Origin of the sequence: Rhizobium croatiense (genome assembly GCF_019793465.1) — a bacterium.
Classification (GTDB): Bacteria; Pseudomonadota; Alphaproteobacteria; order Rhizobiales; family Rhizobiaceae; genus Rhizobium; species Rhizobium croatiense.
On sequence record NZ_JAILYJ010000001.1, the window covers coordinates 176290 to 191992 of the forward strand.

The 15703-nt window shown below is 62.2% G+C and carries 12 protein-coding genes; 10 read left to right on the plus strand and 2 right to left on the minus strand.

Annotated features, from left to right (window positions below):
• The first annotated feature begins 2 nt into the window (after positions 1-2).
• From otnI to K6M89_RS00850, 9 genes are all read left to right on the plus strand, one after another.
• Positions 3-779, plus strand: coding sequence for a 2-oxo-tetronate isomerase (otnI, locus tag K6M89_RS00810; RefSeq protein ID WP_222138071.1), 777 nt, complete (start codon positions 3-5; stop codon positions 777-779).
• A 3-nt stretch (positions 780-782) separates the two neighbouring features.
• Complete coding sequence (otnK, locus tag K6M89_RS00815) at positions 783-2063, plus strand: 3-oxo-tetronate kinase (RefSeq protein WP_222138072.1); 1281 nt, start codon at positions 783-785, stop codon at positions 2061-2063.
• A 147-nt stretch (positions 2064-2210) separates the two neighbouring features.
• Positions 2211-3047 (plus strand): GNAT family N-acetyltransferase, encoded by an 837-nt coding sequence (locus K6M89_RS00820; protein WP_097581033.1) that lies wholly within the window; start codon positions 2211-2213, stop codon positions 3045-3047.
• An 11-nt stretch (positions 3048-3058) separates the two neighbouring features.
• The gene (locus K6M89_RS00825; protein ID WP_222138073.1) at positions 3059-4435 is read left to right on the plus strand and encodes an aspartate aminotransferase family protein; all 1377 of its coding nucleotides are present in this window, start codon (positions 3059-3061) and stop codon (positions 4433-4435) included.
• Between the two features lie 217 nt (positions 4436-4652).
• Entirely contained in the window at positions 4653-5366 is a 714-nt protein-coding gene (locus K6M89_RS00830; RefSeq protein WP_222138074.1) for an HAD-IA family hydrolase, read from the plus strand.
• A gap of 62 nt (positions 5367-5428) precedes the next feature.
• Positions 5429-7039, plus strand: a complete 1611-nt coding sequence (locus K6M89_RS00835) for an ABC transporter substrate-binding protein (protein ID WP_097581036.1) — start codon at positions 5429-5431, stop codon at positions 7037-7039.
• Positions 7040-7127: 88 nt separating this feature from the next.
• Positions 7128-8078 carry an ABC transporter permease gene (locus K6M89_RS00840; RefSeq protein WP_097581037.1) on the plus strand — a complete coding sequence of 317 codons (951 nt, stop codon included), beginning with the start codon at positions 7128-7130 and terminating at the stop codon, positions 8076-8078.
• Positions 8075-8929, plus strand: coding sequence for an ABC transporter permease (locus K6M89_RS00845; RefSeq protein ID WP_222138075.1), 855 nt, complete (start codon positions 8075-8077; stop codon positions 8927-8929). The genes K6M89_RS00840 and K6M89_RS00845 overlap by 4 nt, the downstream gene beginning before the upstream one ends.
• Positions 8929-10584 carry an ABC transporter ATP-binding protein gene (locus K6M89_RS00850; RefSeq protein ID WP_097581039.1) on the plus strand — a complete coding sequence of 552 codons (1656 nt, stop codon included), beginning with the start codon at positions 8929-8931 and terminating at the stop codon, positions 10582-10584. Before K6M89_RS00845 ends, K6M89_RS00850 begins: the two co-directional genes overlap by 1 nt.
• Before the next feature lie 344 nt (positions 10585-10928).
• On the opposite strand, the gene K6M89_RS00855 is transcribed toward K6M89_RS00850, so the two are convergent.
• Positions 10929-11405 (minus strand): Lrp/AsnC family transcriptional regulator, encoded by a 477-nt coding sequence (locus K6M89_RS00855; protein WP_004679019.1) that lies wholly within the window; start codon positions 11403-11405, stop codon positions 10929-10931.
• A gap of 231 nt (positions 11406-11636) precedes the next feature.
• On the opposite strand from K6M89_RS00855, the gene K6M89_RS00860 reads away from it, so the two are divergent.
• Positions 11637-12962: an NAD(P)/FAD-dependent oxidoreductase gene (locus K6M89_RS00860; RefSeq protein ID WP_222138076.1), complete on the plus strand. Its 1326-nt coding sequence runs from the start codon at positions 11637-11639 to the stop codon at positions 12960-12962.
• A 35-nt stretch (positions 12963-12997) separates the two neighbouring features.
• Here K6M89_RS00860 and K6M89_RS00865 read toward each other — a convergent pair whose 3' ends face one another.
• On the minus strand, positions 12998-15538 hold the full coding sequence (locus K6M89_RS00865; RefSeq protein WP_222138077.1) for a methyl-accepting chemotaxis protein: 2541 nt from the start codon (positions 15536-15538) through the stop codon (positions 12998-13000).
• Between the last annotated feature and the right edge of the window lie 165 nt (positions 15539-15703).

The window sequence follows — 15703 nt, forward strand, 5'->3', positions numbered from 1 at the left end:
ACATGCCCGCTTTCGCCGCCAACCTGACGATGATGTTCAACGAATGGGAATTCCTCGACCGCTTCGACGCCGCAGCCGATGCGGGATTTTCCGCCGTCGAATATCTCTTCCCCTACGAGGCTGCACCGGAGGCCATTGCCGAACGGCTTGCCCGCAACAATCTGCGGCAGGCTTTGTTCAATCTGCCGCCGGGCGACTGGGGTGCGGGCGAGCGCGGCATCGCGGCTCTTCCCGGACGGTTCGACGACCTCAAAGCGGATGTCGAGCGGGCATTGGACTATGCGGCGGCGACGGGCGTCGGGCGATTGCACCTGATGGCGGGTATCGCCGACCCTCGTGATCAGGAGGCCGCCGCCGCCTACCGGCGCTCCGTCGCCTACACTGCCGGCCGGCTTGCGGAAAACGGCATCGATCTCCTGCTGGAGCCGATCAACGGGCGCAACATGCCGGGATACTTCCTCAACGACTTCGCCGCGGCCGAGCGGTTGATCGCCGAATCCGACCTGCCGAACCTGAAGCTGCAATTCGACATCTATCACCGTCAGATCCTCCATGGCGACATCACGATGGCATTGCGGCGCCTGCTGCCGATCACCGGCCACATCCAGATCGCCAGCGTGCCGTCACGCAACGAGCCGGACGGGGAAGAGCTGAACTATCCCTATCTGTTCGGCGAAATCGACCGGCTGGGTTACGACGGTTTCATCGGCTGCGAATATATCCCGCGCGGCCAGACGCTAGACGGCCTTGGCTGGTTCAAACCTTTTGCACGGAGCTAGACGATGGCTATATCGCTTGGATCGATCGCTGACGACTATACGGGCGCGTCCGACCTCGCCAACACGCTGACGAAGAACGGCCTGCGCACGGTGCAGACGGTCGGCATTCCCGATCCGTCGCTCGCGCTGCCGGATGTCGATGCTGTGGTCGTTTCGCTGAAAATCCGCTCCGTTCCGGCTTCGGAGGCCGTGAACGCTGCGACCGAGGCTGAGCGCTGGCTGCGCCAGCAGGGCGCGGGCCATGTGCTTTACAAGATCTGCTCGACCTTCGATTCCACCGATGCCGGCAATATCGGCCCCGTCACCGAGGCCTTGAGCGAGGCTGCGGGCGGCGGCGGCGTGCTGGTTACACCGGCCTTTCCGGAAACTGGGCGCACCGTCTATCTCGGCCATCTCTTCGTCGGCGGCCAGCCATTGAACGAAAGCCCGCTCAAGGACCATCCGCTGAACCCGATGCACGACGCCAATCTCGTGCGCATTCTCGCCCGGCAATCGCGCGGCGCCGTCGGACTGATCGATCTGGCTGCCATCGCGGCCGGACCGGCCGCCGTCAAGGTGAAGCTCGACGCGTTGTCCACGACGGGCGTGACCATGGCTATCGCCGACGCGATTTTCGAACGGGATCTGGAAACGCTGGGCGAGATCGCGCTGGAGACGCCGGTTTCCACCGGTGCGTCCGGCCTCGGCCTCGGCCTTGCCCGCGCACTTGTGCGTTCCGGCCGGATATCCGCCAGCGCGACAGGTGAAGACGCCATTCGCCCCGTAGGCGGGCTTTCAGCGATCATTTCCGGCAGCTGTTCGAAGGCGACGCTGCGCCAGCTCGACGTCGCCGAGCGATTGATGCCCGTGCTGCGGCTTGATCCGGAGCGGCTGCTGGCCGCCGGTCCGGATGAGATCGCCGCGGCGATTTCATGGGCCGGCGACCGCATTTCTGCCGGCCCGGTCGTGGTCGCCGCGAGTGCGGCGCCCGGAACCGTCTCCCGGCTGCAATCGCAATATGGGCGGGAGGCCTCCGGCCACGCGATCGAGACCGCCACATCGATCATCGCCGCCGAACTAGTGGAGAGAGGCGTGCGGCGCCTCGTGGTCGCAGGCGGCGAGACCTCGGGAGCCGCAGTCGACAGGCTCGCCATCCCGGCATTTCTGATCGGCCCCGAAATTGCTCCCGGCGTGCCGGTGCTGCGTACGGTCGGCAATACGCAGGGCGATATGCTGCTGGCGTTGAAATCAGGAAATTTCGGCGGCGAAGATTTCTTCACTGCTGCGCTGGCGATGATGCGGTGACAAGGTTTGCGAAAGGCTCGGTCCTCCAGCATAAGATGCGGCGGCCGGTGATCGCAAAGCCATAAGATACTGCCTGAACCACGGCCTTCAGACGATCTTCCCGCCGGCGCTCCGGCAGACTGGCGGGCAGGACATGAAGGACGGTCTATGCAAACACGTCAAATCGAAATCGCCGCGTTCAGGCCCGACCATCTGGGCGCCGCCGTCGCGCTCGCCCGACAGGCCGGCTGGCCGCATCGGGTGGAAGACTGGCAGATGGCCCTCGCCTTGAGCGAGGGGATGGTCGCAATCGAAGACGACAGGGTGGTCGGCACCGTGCTCGTCACGCCATACAAGCAAGATTGCGCGACCATCAACATGGTCATCGTCGACGAAACCATGCGCGGGCGCGGTCTCGGCCGCAGCCTGATGGACGCCGCGCTGCAGATCGCAGGCGACCGGCCGCTAAGGCTGGTCGCGACGACGGCCGGCCTGCCGCTCTACCAAAAGCTTGGTTTTCATGAAACCGGAACCGTGCTGCAGCACCAAGGCCTAGCCGGAGAATTCCCTGCGCCGGCCGGCACGGACGTCGCCATCGCCGACGATCTCCCGGCCATCATGGCGCTTGATCGCCTTGCCTTCGGCGCCGACCGCGAAAACCTGCTCTCCTATCTCGCCAAGGTCGGCGAATTCGCCGTCATTCGCCGCGGGGGCGGCGTTTCAGGCTTTGCCTGCCTGCGTGCCTTCGGGCGCGGCGAGGTGATCGGACCCGTGGTTGCCGCGGACATCGAGGACGCCAGGAAACTCATCGAACATCACATCGCGAGACGGCCAGGACGCTTTCTCAGGGTGGATACCACGGCCGCGGCCGGACTCTCCCCATGGCTCGCCGAACATGGCTTCGCCCATGTCGGCGGCGGCATCGCGATGAAAAAGCCATCGGTCGGCTACGCCGCCGCCCCTGCTGCCACCACCTTCGCGCTTGCCAGCCAGGCGCTCGGCTGATCGGAGACCCCATGTACGCCAACTCGCTCATCGAACTCGACCGCGCCCATCTCATCCATCCGGTGGCCTCCTACCGCAGTCACGAGAAGCATGGCGTGCGCGTGCTGGCCTCGGCCAAGGGCGCAACCGTCACCGATGCCTCCGGCAAACAGCTGATCGACGGCTTCGCCGGCCTCTGGTGCGTCAATGCCGGTTACGGCCACGAGAGCATCGTCGAGGCAGCGGCCCGGCAGATGCGGGAGCTTCCCTATGCAACGGCCTATTTCGGTCTCGGCTCCGAGCCGGCGATCCGGCTTGCCTCAGAACTCGCCGACCGGGCGCCGGGCGATCTCAACCATGTCTATTTCACGCTCGGCGGCTCCGACGCGGTGGACAGCACGATCCGGTTCATCCGTTACTACTGGAATGCCCGTGGACGGCCGGAACGCGATCAGTTCATCTCGGTCGAACAGGGTTATCACGGCTCCTCGACGGTCGGTGCGGGCTTGACCGCCTTGCCTGCCTTCCATGCCGGTTTTGGCATCCCCTTCGACTGGCAGCATAAAATTCCGTCTCATTACGCCTACCGCAACCCTGTCGGCGATGATCCGCAGGCAATCATCGAAGCCTCCCTCGCGGCGCTGAAAAGCAAGGTCGAGGCGATCGGGCCGGAGCGCGTCGCCGCCTTCTATGCGGAACCGATCCAAGGTTCGGGCGGTGTCCTCGTGCCGCCGAAAGGCTGGCTGAAGGCGATGCGCGAATTCTGCCGCGCCCACGACATCCTTTTCGTCGCGGATGAGGTAATCACCGGCTTTGGCCGCACCGGACCGCTGTTTGCCTGCAGCGAGGAAGAGGTCGTGCCGGATTTCATGACGACCGCCAAGGGCCTCACCTCCGGCTACGTCCCGATGGGCGCCGTCTTCATGGCCGATCACATCTATGAAACGATTGCCGAGGGGGCGGGCGCCACCGCTATCGGTCACGGCTACACCTATTCGGCCCATCCCGTCAGCGCCGCCGTCGGCCTCGAAGTCTTGAGGCTTTACGAAAACGGCCTGCTCGACAATGGCGTCAGGGCCGGCGCGCGGCTGATGCAGGGCCTCCAATCGCTGAGAGATCACCCGCTCGTGGGCGATGTTCGCGGCCGCGGCATGCTCGCCGCCGTCGAGCTCGTCGTCGACAAAATCAACAAGACGCCTCTGCCGGCATCCGCCGAACCCGCCCGCCGGATCTTCGATCGCGCCTGGGAAAATGGCCTCGTCATCCGCGCCTTCGGCAACGGCGTCCTCGGGTATGCGCCGCCGCTATGCTGCACCGAAACGGAAATCGATGCGATCGTCGAGCGCACGCGCATCACGCTGAACGAGACGCTTGAGGACCCGGATGTGCGCCGGGCGCTGCAGGCCTGAGAATACCGCGAAACGGTCAGATTCAGTATTTTGTGCCGCTGCATGGCGTCTTTTCGGAGACTCCGGCGCGGTGCAGGTGACAAACTGAAATCGACAAAAGGCCCGGATCCCAACGAATGGGCCTTCCATACAAGAGCGGGACGATGATCCCGCCGGGAACAGAATATTCTTCTTTGAGAAGCGTGCTCCCATCGGAGCCGAACACTGGGGAATTCGCGTGAGCAAGAGCCTTCCGGAATTCAAGTATCTGACCTTCGACGTCGTCGGCACACTCATCGATTTCGAGGGCGGCCTCAAGAGCTGTTTCGCCGAGATCGCGGCCGAACAGGGAAATGAAATCGATGGCGAACGCGCTCTCAGCCTCTATCGCGACGCCCGCTATTCCGACGACGCCGACCTCTTTCCCGACGACCTCGTGCGCGTCTACCTTGCGATCGCGCCGAAGCTCGGCCTGCCCGCCGATCGCAAATATGGCGAGCGGCTGCGGGACTCGGCGAAAAACTGGAAGGGTTTCGCAGACAGCGCCGCAGCCCTGGCAAGGCTGGGGAAAAACTACCGGCTCGTTGCGATGACCAATGCCCGCCGCTGGGCCTTCGCCTTCTTCGAGAAGGAGCTCGGCAATCCCTTCCATGCCGCCTTCACTGCCGACGATACTGGGACCGAGAAACCCGACCCCGCCTTCTTCGAAACGGTCTTCGCCTACATCGCATCGGAAGGGCATTCGAAGGATGACATCCTGCATGTCGCCCAGAGCCAGTATCACGATATCGGGATTTCCAGGAAACTCGGACTGACCAATTGCTGGATTGAGCGGCGGCACGCTGAGAAGGGTTACGGCGGCACGATCGAACCAGCCGAGTTCACGACGCCCGACTATCATTTCACGTCCATGGCCGGCCTTGCCGATGCCGTGGCCGCCGCGCGCGCCTGACTTTTAAACCGGATCGGGCTCGCCCTGCACGGCCGCCCGCCACAGAAGAAAAGGGGAATGAGATGAACGACAAGATCACCAATTGGACCAGATCCGACGACGCCATGGTCGAAACCGCCATCCGTCGTGGCGCCACCCGCCGCGAGCTGCTGCATATGATGCTCGCGGGAGGCGTGGCCATGTCCGCCGGCGGGCTCGTGCTCGGTCGCGCCGGCAAGGCGCTCGCCGCCACGCCCGTTTCCGGCGGTGCGCTGAAGGCGGCCGGCTGGTCGTCCTCCACGGCCGATACGCTCGACCCCGCCAAGGCATCGCTCTCCACCGACTATGTCCGCTGCTGCGCCTTCTACAACCGTCTCACCTATATCCAGTCGGACGGTACGCCGCGGATGGAACTCGCCGAATCTATCGAAAGCGGCGATGCGAAAGTCTGGACGATCAAGCTGCGCAGCGGCGTAACCTTCCATGACGGCAAGCCGCTCACTGCCGACGATGTAGTCTTCTCGATGAAGCGCCATCTCGACCCGGCGGTCGGCTCCAAGGTCGCCAAGATTGCCAAGCAAATGACAAGCTTCAAAGCGGTCGACAAACTGACCGTCGAGATTACCCTGGAAAACCCCAATGCCGATCTGCCGACGATTCTCGGCATGCACCACTTTATGATCGTTGCCGACGGCACAACCGATTTTTCCAAGGGCAATGGCACCGGCGCCTTCGTGCGGGAAGTTTTTGAGCCTGGCGTCCGCTCGATCGGGCTGAAGAACAAAAACTACTGGAAGACCAACCACCCGAACGTTGATTCTTTTGAGTTCTTTGCCATCAGCGAGGACAATGCGCGCATTAATGCGCTGCTCTCGGGTGACATTCACCTCGCCGCAGCCATCAATCCACGATCCGTGCGTCTGATGGACGGCAAAGACGGCTTCTTCCTCAACAAAACGACGTCCGGCAATTACACGAATCTGAATGTCCGCCTGGACATGTCTCCCGGCGACAAGAAGGGCTTCGTGGAGGGCATGAAATATCTGATCAACCGCGAGCAGATTCAGAAATCGGCCTTGCGAGGCTTCGCCGAAATCGGCAATGACCAGCCGATCTCGCCGGCCAATTTCTATTACAATGCCGACCTGAAGCCGAAGGCATTCGATCCGGAAAAAGCGAAGTTCCTATTCGAGAAGGCAGGCCTTCTCGGCCAGTCGATCCCTGTTATTGCCTCCGACGCAGCCAATTCCGCAATCGACATGGCGATGATCGTCCAGGCTGCCGGCGCCGAAATCGGCATGAAGCTCGACGTGCAGCGCGTACCGTCCGACGGCTACTGGGACAATTACTGGCTCAAAGCGCCGATTCATTTCGGCAATATCAATCCGCGTCCGACACCCGACATATTGTTCTCGCTTCTCTATGCGTCTGACGCGCCTTGGAACGAGAGCCAGTACAAGTCAGAGAAGTTCGATCGGATGCTGATCGAGGCCCGCGGCTCGCTCGATCAGGCCAAGCGCCGGGAGATCTACAACGAAATGCAAGTCATGGTGTCGGAAGAAGCCGGCACGATCATACCGGCCTATCTCTCCAACGTCGATGCGGTGTCGTCCAAAGTCAAGGGGCTTGAATCCAACCCGCTCGGCGGAATGATGGGCTATTCCTTCCCGGAATATATCTGGTTGGAATCCTGACGAGGCACCTGACCGGGAACAGGATTGTTCCCGGTCGTCCTCCCCTTTCGTGATAAGCTGTCGGACTTCGGCCGACGGGAGCATGAAGATGAACAATCCGGTCCTGTCCCTCATAGCAAGCAGGCTGCTGATCGCAGTCGTCACGCTGATTATTGTATCCTTCGCGGTGTTCTTCGCCACGACCATGCTTCCGGGCGATACGGCGTCCATCCTGCTCGGGCAAGCGGCGACGCCTGAAGCCGTCGAGGGACTGCGCAAGGCCATGCATCTCGACCAGCCGGCTTTGCTGCGCTTCGTCTACTGGATGATGGGGCTGTTGTCGGGCGACCTCGGTACTTCCTACGCCAACGATATGCCAATCGCTGACCTCATCGGCGGCCGCTTTGCAAACTCGATGAAGCTGGCGGGCATCACCGCCTTGTTTGCGGTGCCGATCGCGCTGACACTCGGCACCACGGCAGCGATGATGCGGGGGTCGCTCTATGACCGTGCAGTCACCGTGCTTACGATTGGCATAATATCGGTGCCGGAATTCATGATCGCGACGTCTGCCGTCCTGTTCTTTGCGGTCTATCTGCAGTGGCTTCCGGCAATCTCCCTGACGAATGAAGCGAAAACCTTCACCGATATGCTACGGGTCTATGCGATGCCGGTGATCACACTGACTTTCGGCGTATCGGCGCAGATGATCCGGATGACGCGGGCTGCCGTGGTTGAAACCCTGAACACGCCCTATGCCGAAATGGCGTTGCTGAAAGGCGCCTCACGCAGTCGCATTGTTTTGAAGCATGCATTGCCGAATGCGCTCGGCCCAATCATCAATGCGGTTGCGCTCTCGCTTTCATATCTGCTCGGCGGCGTCATCATCGTCGAAACGATCTTCAACTATCCCGGAATTGCCAAGCTCATGGTCGATGCGGTCGCAACGCGCGACCTGCCGCTCATCCAGACCTGCGCGATGATCTTCTGCGTCGGCTACCTCATCCTCATTACGCTTGCCGACATTGTTGCCATTCTTTCCAATCCGAGGCTGCGATGACATCCCATATCGAACAACGGCCCGCTGTGGCCCGCCGGCTTGGCTACCGCTTCAATCTCGTTGGCATCCTAGGACTTGCCATCATCCTGTTCTGGGGCTGCATCGCGATTTTCGCGCACTCGCTCATCCCCTACCCCGTGGGCGAAATCGTCGATTACGACTATTTCGGGCCGATATCCCAGCAGTTTTGGATGGGATCGGATTATCTCGGCCGTGATGTCTTCTCGCGCATCCTGATGGGCGCGCGCTACACGGTCGGCATCTCTCTCGCGGCAGTGACGATCGCCTGCTTCAGCGGCGTCGTACTCGGCATGATCGCGGCCGTCGCCGGTGGTTGGCTCGACACCTTGCTCTCCCGTTTCCTCGATGCCATGAATTCCATTCCGTCCAAGCTCTTCGGCCTGGTCGTGGTTGCAGCCGTCGGATCGTCGATCCCAGTGCTGATCCTGACGCTTTCGGTGATTTATATCCCGGGCTCCTATCGTTTCGCTCGGGCGCTCGCCGTCAACGTCAATTCCATGGACTTCATCACTGTCGCCCGCATCCGCGGTGAAAGCACCCTATATCTGATCCGCTCGGAAATTCTGCCCAATATCGTAGGTCCCGTACTTGCCGATCTCGGGCTCCGCTTCGTCTTCATCGTTCTCCTGCTCTCCGGCCTTTCCTTCCTTGGACTGGGCGTGCAGCCACCGTATGCGGACTGGGGTGCGCTCGTGCGTGAAAACATCGGCGGCCTGCCATTCGGGGCTCCCGCCGTCATGTTCCCATCGCTTGCCATCGCAAGCCTCACAATCAGCGTGAACCTGCTGATCGACAATCTGCCGCAGAAAATCCGGGATCGGAGCGAGTGATGACCAATCATGTCGAAATTCGTGACCTCCGGGTCGAAGCCACCACCGATTCCGGCCGACGCGTCGAGATCATCAAAGGTGTCAGCCTCGACATTGCCGAGGGTGAGATCGTCGCGCTGATCGGCGAGAGCGGCTCCGGCAAGACGACGATCGCGCTGACCCTCATGGGTCATACCCGCCCGGGCTGTCGCATCTCCGGCGGCACTGTGTCGGTCGCCGGCAAGGATATGGTGGCGCTGAGCGAAAAGCAGCGGGCCAAACTACGCGGCACCCAGGTTGCTTACGTGCCGCAATCGGCCGCCGCCGCGTTCAACCCGGCCACATCGATCATGGATCAGGTGATCGAAGTCACGCGCATTCATCAGCTGATGTCGCCGGAAGATGCGCGTGCCAGGGCCATCGAACTCTTCCGGGCGCTGTCCCTGCCCGAACCGGAAACGATCGGCAGCCGTTATCCGCACCAGGTTTCCGGCGGTCAGCTGCAGCGTCTGGCAGCCGCCATGGCGCTGATAGGCAACCCGACACTTGTCATCTTCGACGAGCCGACGACGGCGCTCGATGTAACGACCCAGATCGAAGTGCTGCGTGCTTTCAAATCGGTCATGAAGAAGGGCGGCATATCCGGCGTCTACGTCTCCCACGACCTTGCTGTCGTCGCACAGATCGCCGACCGCATCGTGGTGTTGAAAGGCGGGGAGACCCAGGAAACCGGCACCACCGAAGAAATCCTCAACAATGCCAAGCATCCCTATACCCGCCAATTGCTTGCAGCCTTCGAGCCGAAACCGCGCGGCGCGGCAGGCCTTGCCGAGAGTGCGACGGCGCCGCTCCTGAAGATCGAGGACGTCGTTGCGGGTTATGGGCAGCGCCAGGCCGACGGCCTTCCTCTCGTACGCGCGGTCGAGCATGTGAGCCTGACAGTGGAAAAGGGGCGCAACCTCGGCATCATCGGCGAATCCGGTTGCGGCAAGTCGACGCTCGCCCGCACCATTGCAGGCATTCTGCCGGCCGCAGTCGGCAAGATCGTCTTCGACGGCACGGAACTGCGCCGCAATGCGCGCGAGCGTTCACGCGATCAGCTGCGCGAGATGCAGATCGTTTTCCAATATGCCGACACTGCGCTCAATCCGGCAAAATCGGTGGAGGACATCCTCGCCAGGCCTCTGGTTTTTTACCACCGCATGGATCGACAGGCGCGAAACACCAGGATCGATCAACTGCTCGACATGGTGCACCTTCCCCGCAACCTGCGCCACCGCCGGCCGGGAGAACTCTCGGGCGGACAGAAGCAGCGCGTCAACTTCGCCCGGGCGCTTGCCGCCGATCCGAAGCTGATCCTTTGCGACGAGATCACCTCGGCGCTTGACACCGTTGTCGCTGCCGCCGTCATCGACCTGCTCAAGGAGTTGCAGCGCGAACTCGGCCTCTCCTACATCTTCATCAGCCACGACCTGTCGGTGGTGGAGGCGATCTGCGACGAGATCGTCGTGATGTATGGCGGCCGAAAGGTCGAGGAAATCACCCCTTCACGCGTGAAGGCGCCACAGCATCCCTATTCGCAACTGCTCTTCTCCTCCGTGCCGACGCTCGACCCGGCCTGGCTCGACGGGCTCAGGCAGGATCCGGAACTCGTGCGGGCCTATTGCCGGCACTGAGTACCGGTTCCACTTGCGAAATTTCTTGGCTCGGATTTGCCTCAAGAATTTTGCAGTCGTTCTATGCGTTACTGATCTGCCTACCTCGAAGCCATAAGCGAGGCGCTTGCCCGATCAAGCGCGCACCGGGTCGGGTCGTGCTGGAAAGCCGCGACCCCACAGCAGATCAGCAGCAAGTGGCAGCCAACATGGCTCCGGAAGGCAAGGATGAGATTTTGTCGCAAGTCCTTCCCACCAATAGGAAGCTCTTAGTTATAGGGGGAACAACCTGCGACAGAGAGAACGCTATCCACCCAGCACTGACGAGGGACGCGAAACCACTATGCCATTTTGCTGAAACAGCTCTAATGCGGAAACAGCGTGGTCAGCGGCATGTGGGCTTTGATGATCGGCGATTTCAGGACGACGAAGCTGAAATATTTGTCGATGCCGACATCCATATCGGTGAGGCGCTCCATGATCGTCTGGTATTCGTCGATGCCGGCGGTGACGAATTTCAAGAGATAATCATAGCCGCCGGAAACCAGATGGCATTCGATCACCTGATCAACCTTCTCGATCGCCGCGAGGAAACGGGCGAAGTCGATTTGCCGATGGTTTTTCAGCGTAATCTCGGTGAACACGGTGAGCGTCTGACCGAGCTTGCTGACATTGATCTGAGCCGAATAGCCTTCGATATAGCCTTCGGATTGCAGCTTCTTCACCCGCATCAGGCAGGGGCTCGGCGACAGGTTGACCAGTTCGGCGAGTTCCACATTGGTGACGCGGCCATTCTTCTGCAGTTCGTAGAGGATTTTTATGTCGATCCGATCGAGTTTCATCACGCGCCTTCGTGTGCTTGAGATCGCCAACGACGCAGCAGATTATGCTGCGGCTTTCCAACACCGAGCTTAACATATACCAAGGCGGTGTCGATCAGATTGCGGGGCATCGCGAAGCACAAATGGCTGCCGGGCACCCCGCAAGACAGAATCTTCTGCTGCCGCCGGTCGATCTCCGGCAAAGGCGCGGCTGCGGATCCGTTAGACTAGCCCTGAACCGGAGACCATGCCATGCCCGCACCGCTCACGCGCGTCGACACCACATCACAGCTACCTGCTGCCGCCGATGCGGTGGTGATCGGCGGCGGCATCGTCGGCGTTTTCGCAGCCTATTACCTCGCCCGGCGCGGATTGAGGGTCGCCCTGGTCGAGAAGGGCCTGATCGGGGCGGAACAATCGAGCCGCAACTGGGGCTGGTGCCGGCAGCAGAACCGCGACGCCCGGGAATTGCCGATGTCGACGAAGAGCCTCGATCTGTGGGAGCAATTCGCGACCGAAACCGGGGAGGACACCGGCTTCCGCCGCTGCGGTCTGTTCTATCTCAGCAACAGCGACGAGGAGCTCTCCGGTTGGGCCCGCTGGGGCGAGTTCGCACGGTCGGTCGGCGTCACGACGCATATGCTGAGCAGCGCCGAGGCAACCGAACGCGGGCGCGCGACCGGCGCCGCGTGGAAGGGCGGGGTGTTTTCACCGACCGACGGCACCGCCGACCCGGCAAATGCCGCGCCGGCCGTCGCGCGCGCGATCGTCAAGCTCGGCGGCACGGTGCATCAATCCTGTGCGGCCCGCGGCGTTGACATCGAAGGCGGCAGGCTTGCGGGCGTCGTCACCGAGCATGGCACGATCCGGACAAAGGTCGCGATCCTGGCGGGTGGCGCCTGGGCTTCCTCCTTCTGCCGGCAGCTTGGCATTCGTTTCCCACAAGCCTCGATCCGTTCGTCGATCCTTTCTGTGTCACCAGGTGCGAGCGGCCTGCCGGATGCGCTGCATACATCGGCGGTTTCCGTGACGCGTCGCGGCGATGGCGGTTACACTTTGGCGATCAGCGGCCGCGGCCGCATCGATCCCACTGCACAGCAGTTCCGTTTCGCGCCCCAATTCCTGCCGATGTTCGCCCGGCGCTGGCGGAGCCTCGCGCCCGGCGGATTGGAGGGAATTCGTTCCGGCCATGAATCCCTGGCGCGCTGGCGGCTCGACAGCCAGACGCCGATGGAGCGCATGCGCATCCTCGACCCGGCGGTCGACGCGGCCACCATTGCCCTGACACATGCGCGGGCGCTCGAGCTTCTGCCTGCCTTGAAGGATACCGGCATCAGTGCAGCCTGGGCGGGTTATATCGACAGCACGCCCGACGGCGTGCCTGGGATCGGTGCGATCGCAACCCTCCCCGGCTTCATCCTCGCTGCGGGCTTCAGCGGTCATGGCTTCGGCATCGGGCCCGGCGCCGGTCATCTGATTGCCGACATCGTCACCGGCGATGAGCCGATCGTCGATCCGCGGCCCTACCATCCCAGCCGCTTCGCGGCGTCCGCCTGGGGCAAAGTCGCCGATTTCTAAAGAGGCACGCCCCAGGGGAAAGACATAGACGCCGTTTAGGAGGCCAGGGCGATCCGCTGGTTGTCGGCCGTTGACGCCCTGCGGCTGTCAGCGGTCTGAAAGCGGGAGATGCGCTCGTTCAGCAGTTCCACCTGCTGCCGCAACCGGTGAATTTCGGCGGTGTTTTCCTCGACCATGGCGGCATTATGCTGGGTGATATGCTCGATGTCACGAACGGCGTTGTTGACCTCGTCGATCCCCTTGTACTGGGTGCTCGTGGCCGTCGAAATGACCTGCACCAGCCCGTTGATCGAGGTGAAGTGCTCCATGATCGCCGCCAGCGCCTCGCCGGTCTCCTCGACGAGCGTGACGCCGGTGCCGACCTGCGATGCGCTGTTGGAGATAAGACCCTTGATCTCGCGCGCAGCGGTGGCGCAACGCTGTGCGAGCTCGCGCACCTCCTGTGCGACAACGGCAAAGCCCCTGCCCGCCTCTCCAGCCCGCGCCGCCTCGACGCCGGCATTGAGTGCGAGAAGATTGGTCTGGAAGGCGATCTCGTCGATCACGCCGATGATGCTGGTGACCTTGTCCGACGACCGGTTGATGGCGTCCATGGCGTCGACCGCCTTGGCGACGACGGCCGCTGAATGCTCCGCCTGCCGGTGCGCCTCGGCGACGGAAACCGATGTCTGGCGCGCATTCTCCGCCGTCGTACGGACGCTGGCGGTCAGCTCGCCGAGCACGCGCGAACTGTCTTCGAGAGCGGCCGCCTGCTGTTCCGTGCGCCGCGCCAGGTCGTCGGCCGCGCCCGAAAGATTGGTGCTGCCCTCGGCGATTTCATAGGTGGTGTTGCGGACCTCGGCGAGGGTGCGGCGCAACGCATCGATCGCCTGGTTGTAGGTCCTGGCCATCGCGACATAATCGGCGGCCAGCTCTTCGCTCATCACGGCAGCGAGGTTGCCGTCGGCGAGTTTGCCGAGCATGTCGGAGAGGGCGTCCAGGGCCTCGCTCTGCTCGGCTTCGATGCGTGCCTGCTCGGCTGCGCGGCTGGCCTGTTCCTGTTCGTCCCGCGCCCTGTTCGCTTCAGCGACCTCTTCGAGCCTCGTCTTTTCGAGCGCTTGGTCGCGGAAGACCGTCACGGAGCGGATCATATCGCCGATTTCATCGCCGCGCTTGCCATCGCCGATCGGAACGTTGAGATCGCCGGCGGCAAGTCTCGTCATCGTCTGGGTGATCCGCTTCAGCGGTCCGCGCAGCGTCTCGATCAGCATCAGTCCGCCGATGATGGCAAGCACCGTGCCGGCAATCATGGCCGAGAGCGACATGGTGGCCGAGCGCTGGCTGATTTCCTTGCCGCTCTCCTGCGCCGTGCTGACGAACTGTTCGAGCGTGTGGCTAGCGGCCGCCACCAGCTCGGTCGCTGCCTGCTTGTTGCCCTGCCATTGATCCGCGATCGATATCAGTGCCGAGGTCCCCTTTTCGATCAAGGCAAGGGAAGGCTCGATCTTCTTGGCAAGATCCTTCAAAGCGGCGTTCTTGCCGCTCAAGGGCTCGAGCTTTGCAGCGCTTTCGCGCAAGGCCTTCAGATCCACCAGAACCGCATCGCGCGATTCGGCATCGACCCGCCTGTTCAGTTCGCTCAGGTGCAGTCGCAGATCGTCGATCGATTTGAACGCGGCATTGACGATCGCCACCATCGAGCGAAGCGTTGCTATGCTCGCATCCATGCCGGCAAAGCGCTCGATCGCTGTATCCGCATTGCCGGAAGCAAGCTTTGCAAACTGCTCCTCGAAACGCTGCAGATCCTGGTCGACGGGAGCATAACCGTCGAGCGACAGATTGACGCTGTCCTTCGCCATCGCGGCAAGCTTGTCCAGAACCGGCTTCAGCGGGGCGATCTGGCTTTTCGCCTTGTCGGAGCCAAGCGCCTCACCCTCGCCGACTTCCTTGACGAGCGGCGGCAGAAGGCTGCCGATGGCCTGGGCAAGCTTCTGAGGGTCGGCTGCGGCTGCGGTCGCCTTGCGCAATTTCGCAATGCGTCCCGCGAGATTTTTGTAGGCCGAGGCGTCGAGAAGAAGCGCCCGGACGAAGGCCTCCTTGCCGTTGGCCTGGTCCTGAAGCACGTCGAGCTGCTTGCGGGCGGTCTGGCTTTCCTTGAAAAGTTGCGCCACCGCCCCCTCGATCGCCAGTTCGGTATTGGCACGCTCCTGCGCTACCGCCCAGAGAGTGTCGGCACCGCCCTGCATCTTGCCGCCGAGTTCGCGCACGTCAGAAATCTGCTGTTTCTGGGCGGGATCGATCAACATGGCATCGAGTGTCGCCGCACCATTCTGCTGATCGGCGATGCTGGCGACCAGCCGATCGCGCGTGGCCGGTGTCGGAAGGTCGGTAAAGGCGGTCAGCGAGGATCGCAGCTGCTGAAAACTGGAAAGCGTATCGATCGTCTGCCGGGTCAGGGTCATCTGGCCATTCAGCGTACCAGCCGTGAAATAACCGAACAGGCCGATGCCCGCGATGAGGATGACGAGAGGCACCACGAAGAACAGGACCTTCGTCACGATCCGCATACGCTGCAACAGACGATCAATCAACGACATGAAAGGGTGGCCCCCGCCCAGGAAATTCGGCTCTTAACTCCGGCGCCCACCATGTAACGGCACGCTTATATGCGAATAGACCCGTTCCAGTCGGCGGCTGCGCCCGAGGCCATCACGATAGGCATAACTATTAAAAGAATGGTCAATGGTGTCGAGTTTGTTCGC

What these genes read in the sequence shown, in the direction of transcription:
- K6M89_RS00845 (WP_222138075.1), top strand. Translation starts at nt 8,075, where the DNA reads ATGACATCCCATATCGAACAACGGCCCGCTGTGGCCCGCCGGCTTGGC.
- K6M89_RS00835 (WP_097581036.1), top strand. Translation starts at nt 5,429, where the DNA reads ATGAACGACAAGATCACCAATTGGACCAGATCCGACGACGCCATGGTC.
- K6M89_RS00860 (WP_222138076.1), top strand. Translation starts at nt 11,637, where the DNA reads ATGCCCGCACCGCTCACGCGCGTCGACACCACATCACAGCTACCTGCT.
- K6M89_RS00820 (WP_097581033.1), top strand. Translation starts at nt 2,211, where the DNA reads ATGCAAACACGTCAAATCGAAATCGCCGCGTTCAGGCCCGACCATCTG.
- K6M89_RS00825 (WP_222138073.1), top strand. Translation starts at nt 3,059, where the DNA reads ATGTACGCCAACTCGCTCATCGAACTCGACCGCGCCCATCTCATCCAT.
- K6M89_RS00850 (WP_097581039.1), top strand. Translation starts at nt 8,929, where the DNA reads ATGACCAATCATGTCGAAATTCGTGACCTCCGGGTCGAAGCCACCACC.
- K6M89_RS00855 (WP_004679019.1), bottom strand. Translation starts at nt 11,405, where the DNA reads ATGAAACTCGATCGGATCGACATAAAAATCCTCTACGAACTGCAGAAG.
- otnI (WP_222138071.1), top strand. Translation starts at nt 3, where the DNA reads ATGCCCGCTTTCGCCGCCAACCTGACGATGATGTTCAACGAATGGGAA.
- K6M89_RS00840 (WP_097581037.1), top strand. Translation starts at nt 7,128, where the DNA reads ATGAACAATCCGGTCCTGTCCCTCATAGCAAGCAGGCTGCTGATCGCA.
- otnK (WP_222138072.1), top strand. Translation starts at nt 783, where the DNA reads ATGGCTATATCGCTTGGATCGATCGCTGACGACTATACGGGCGCGTCC.
- K6M89_RS00865 (WP_222138077.1), bottom strand. Translation starts at nt 15,538, where the DNA reads ATGTCGTTGATTGATCGTCTGTTGCAGCGTATGCGGATCGTGACGAAG.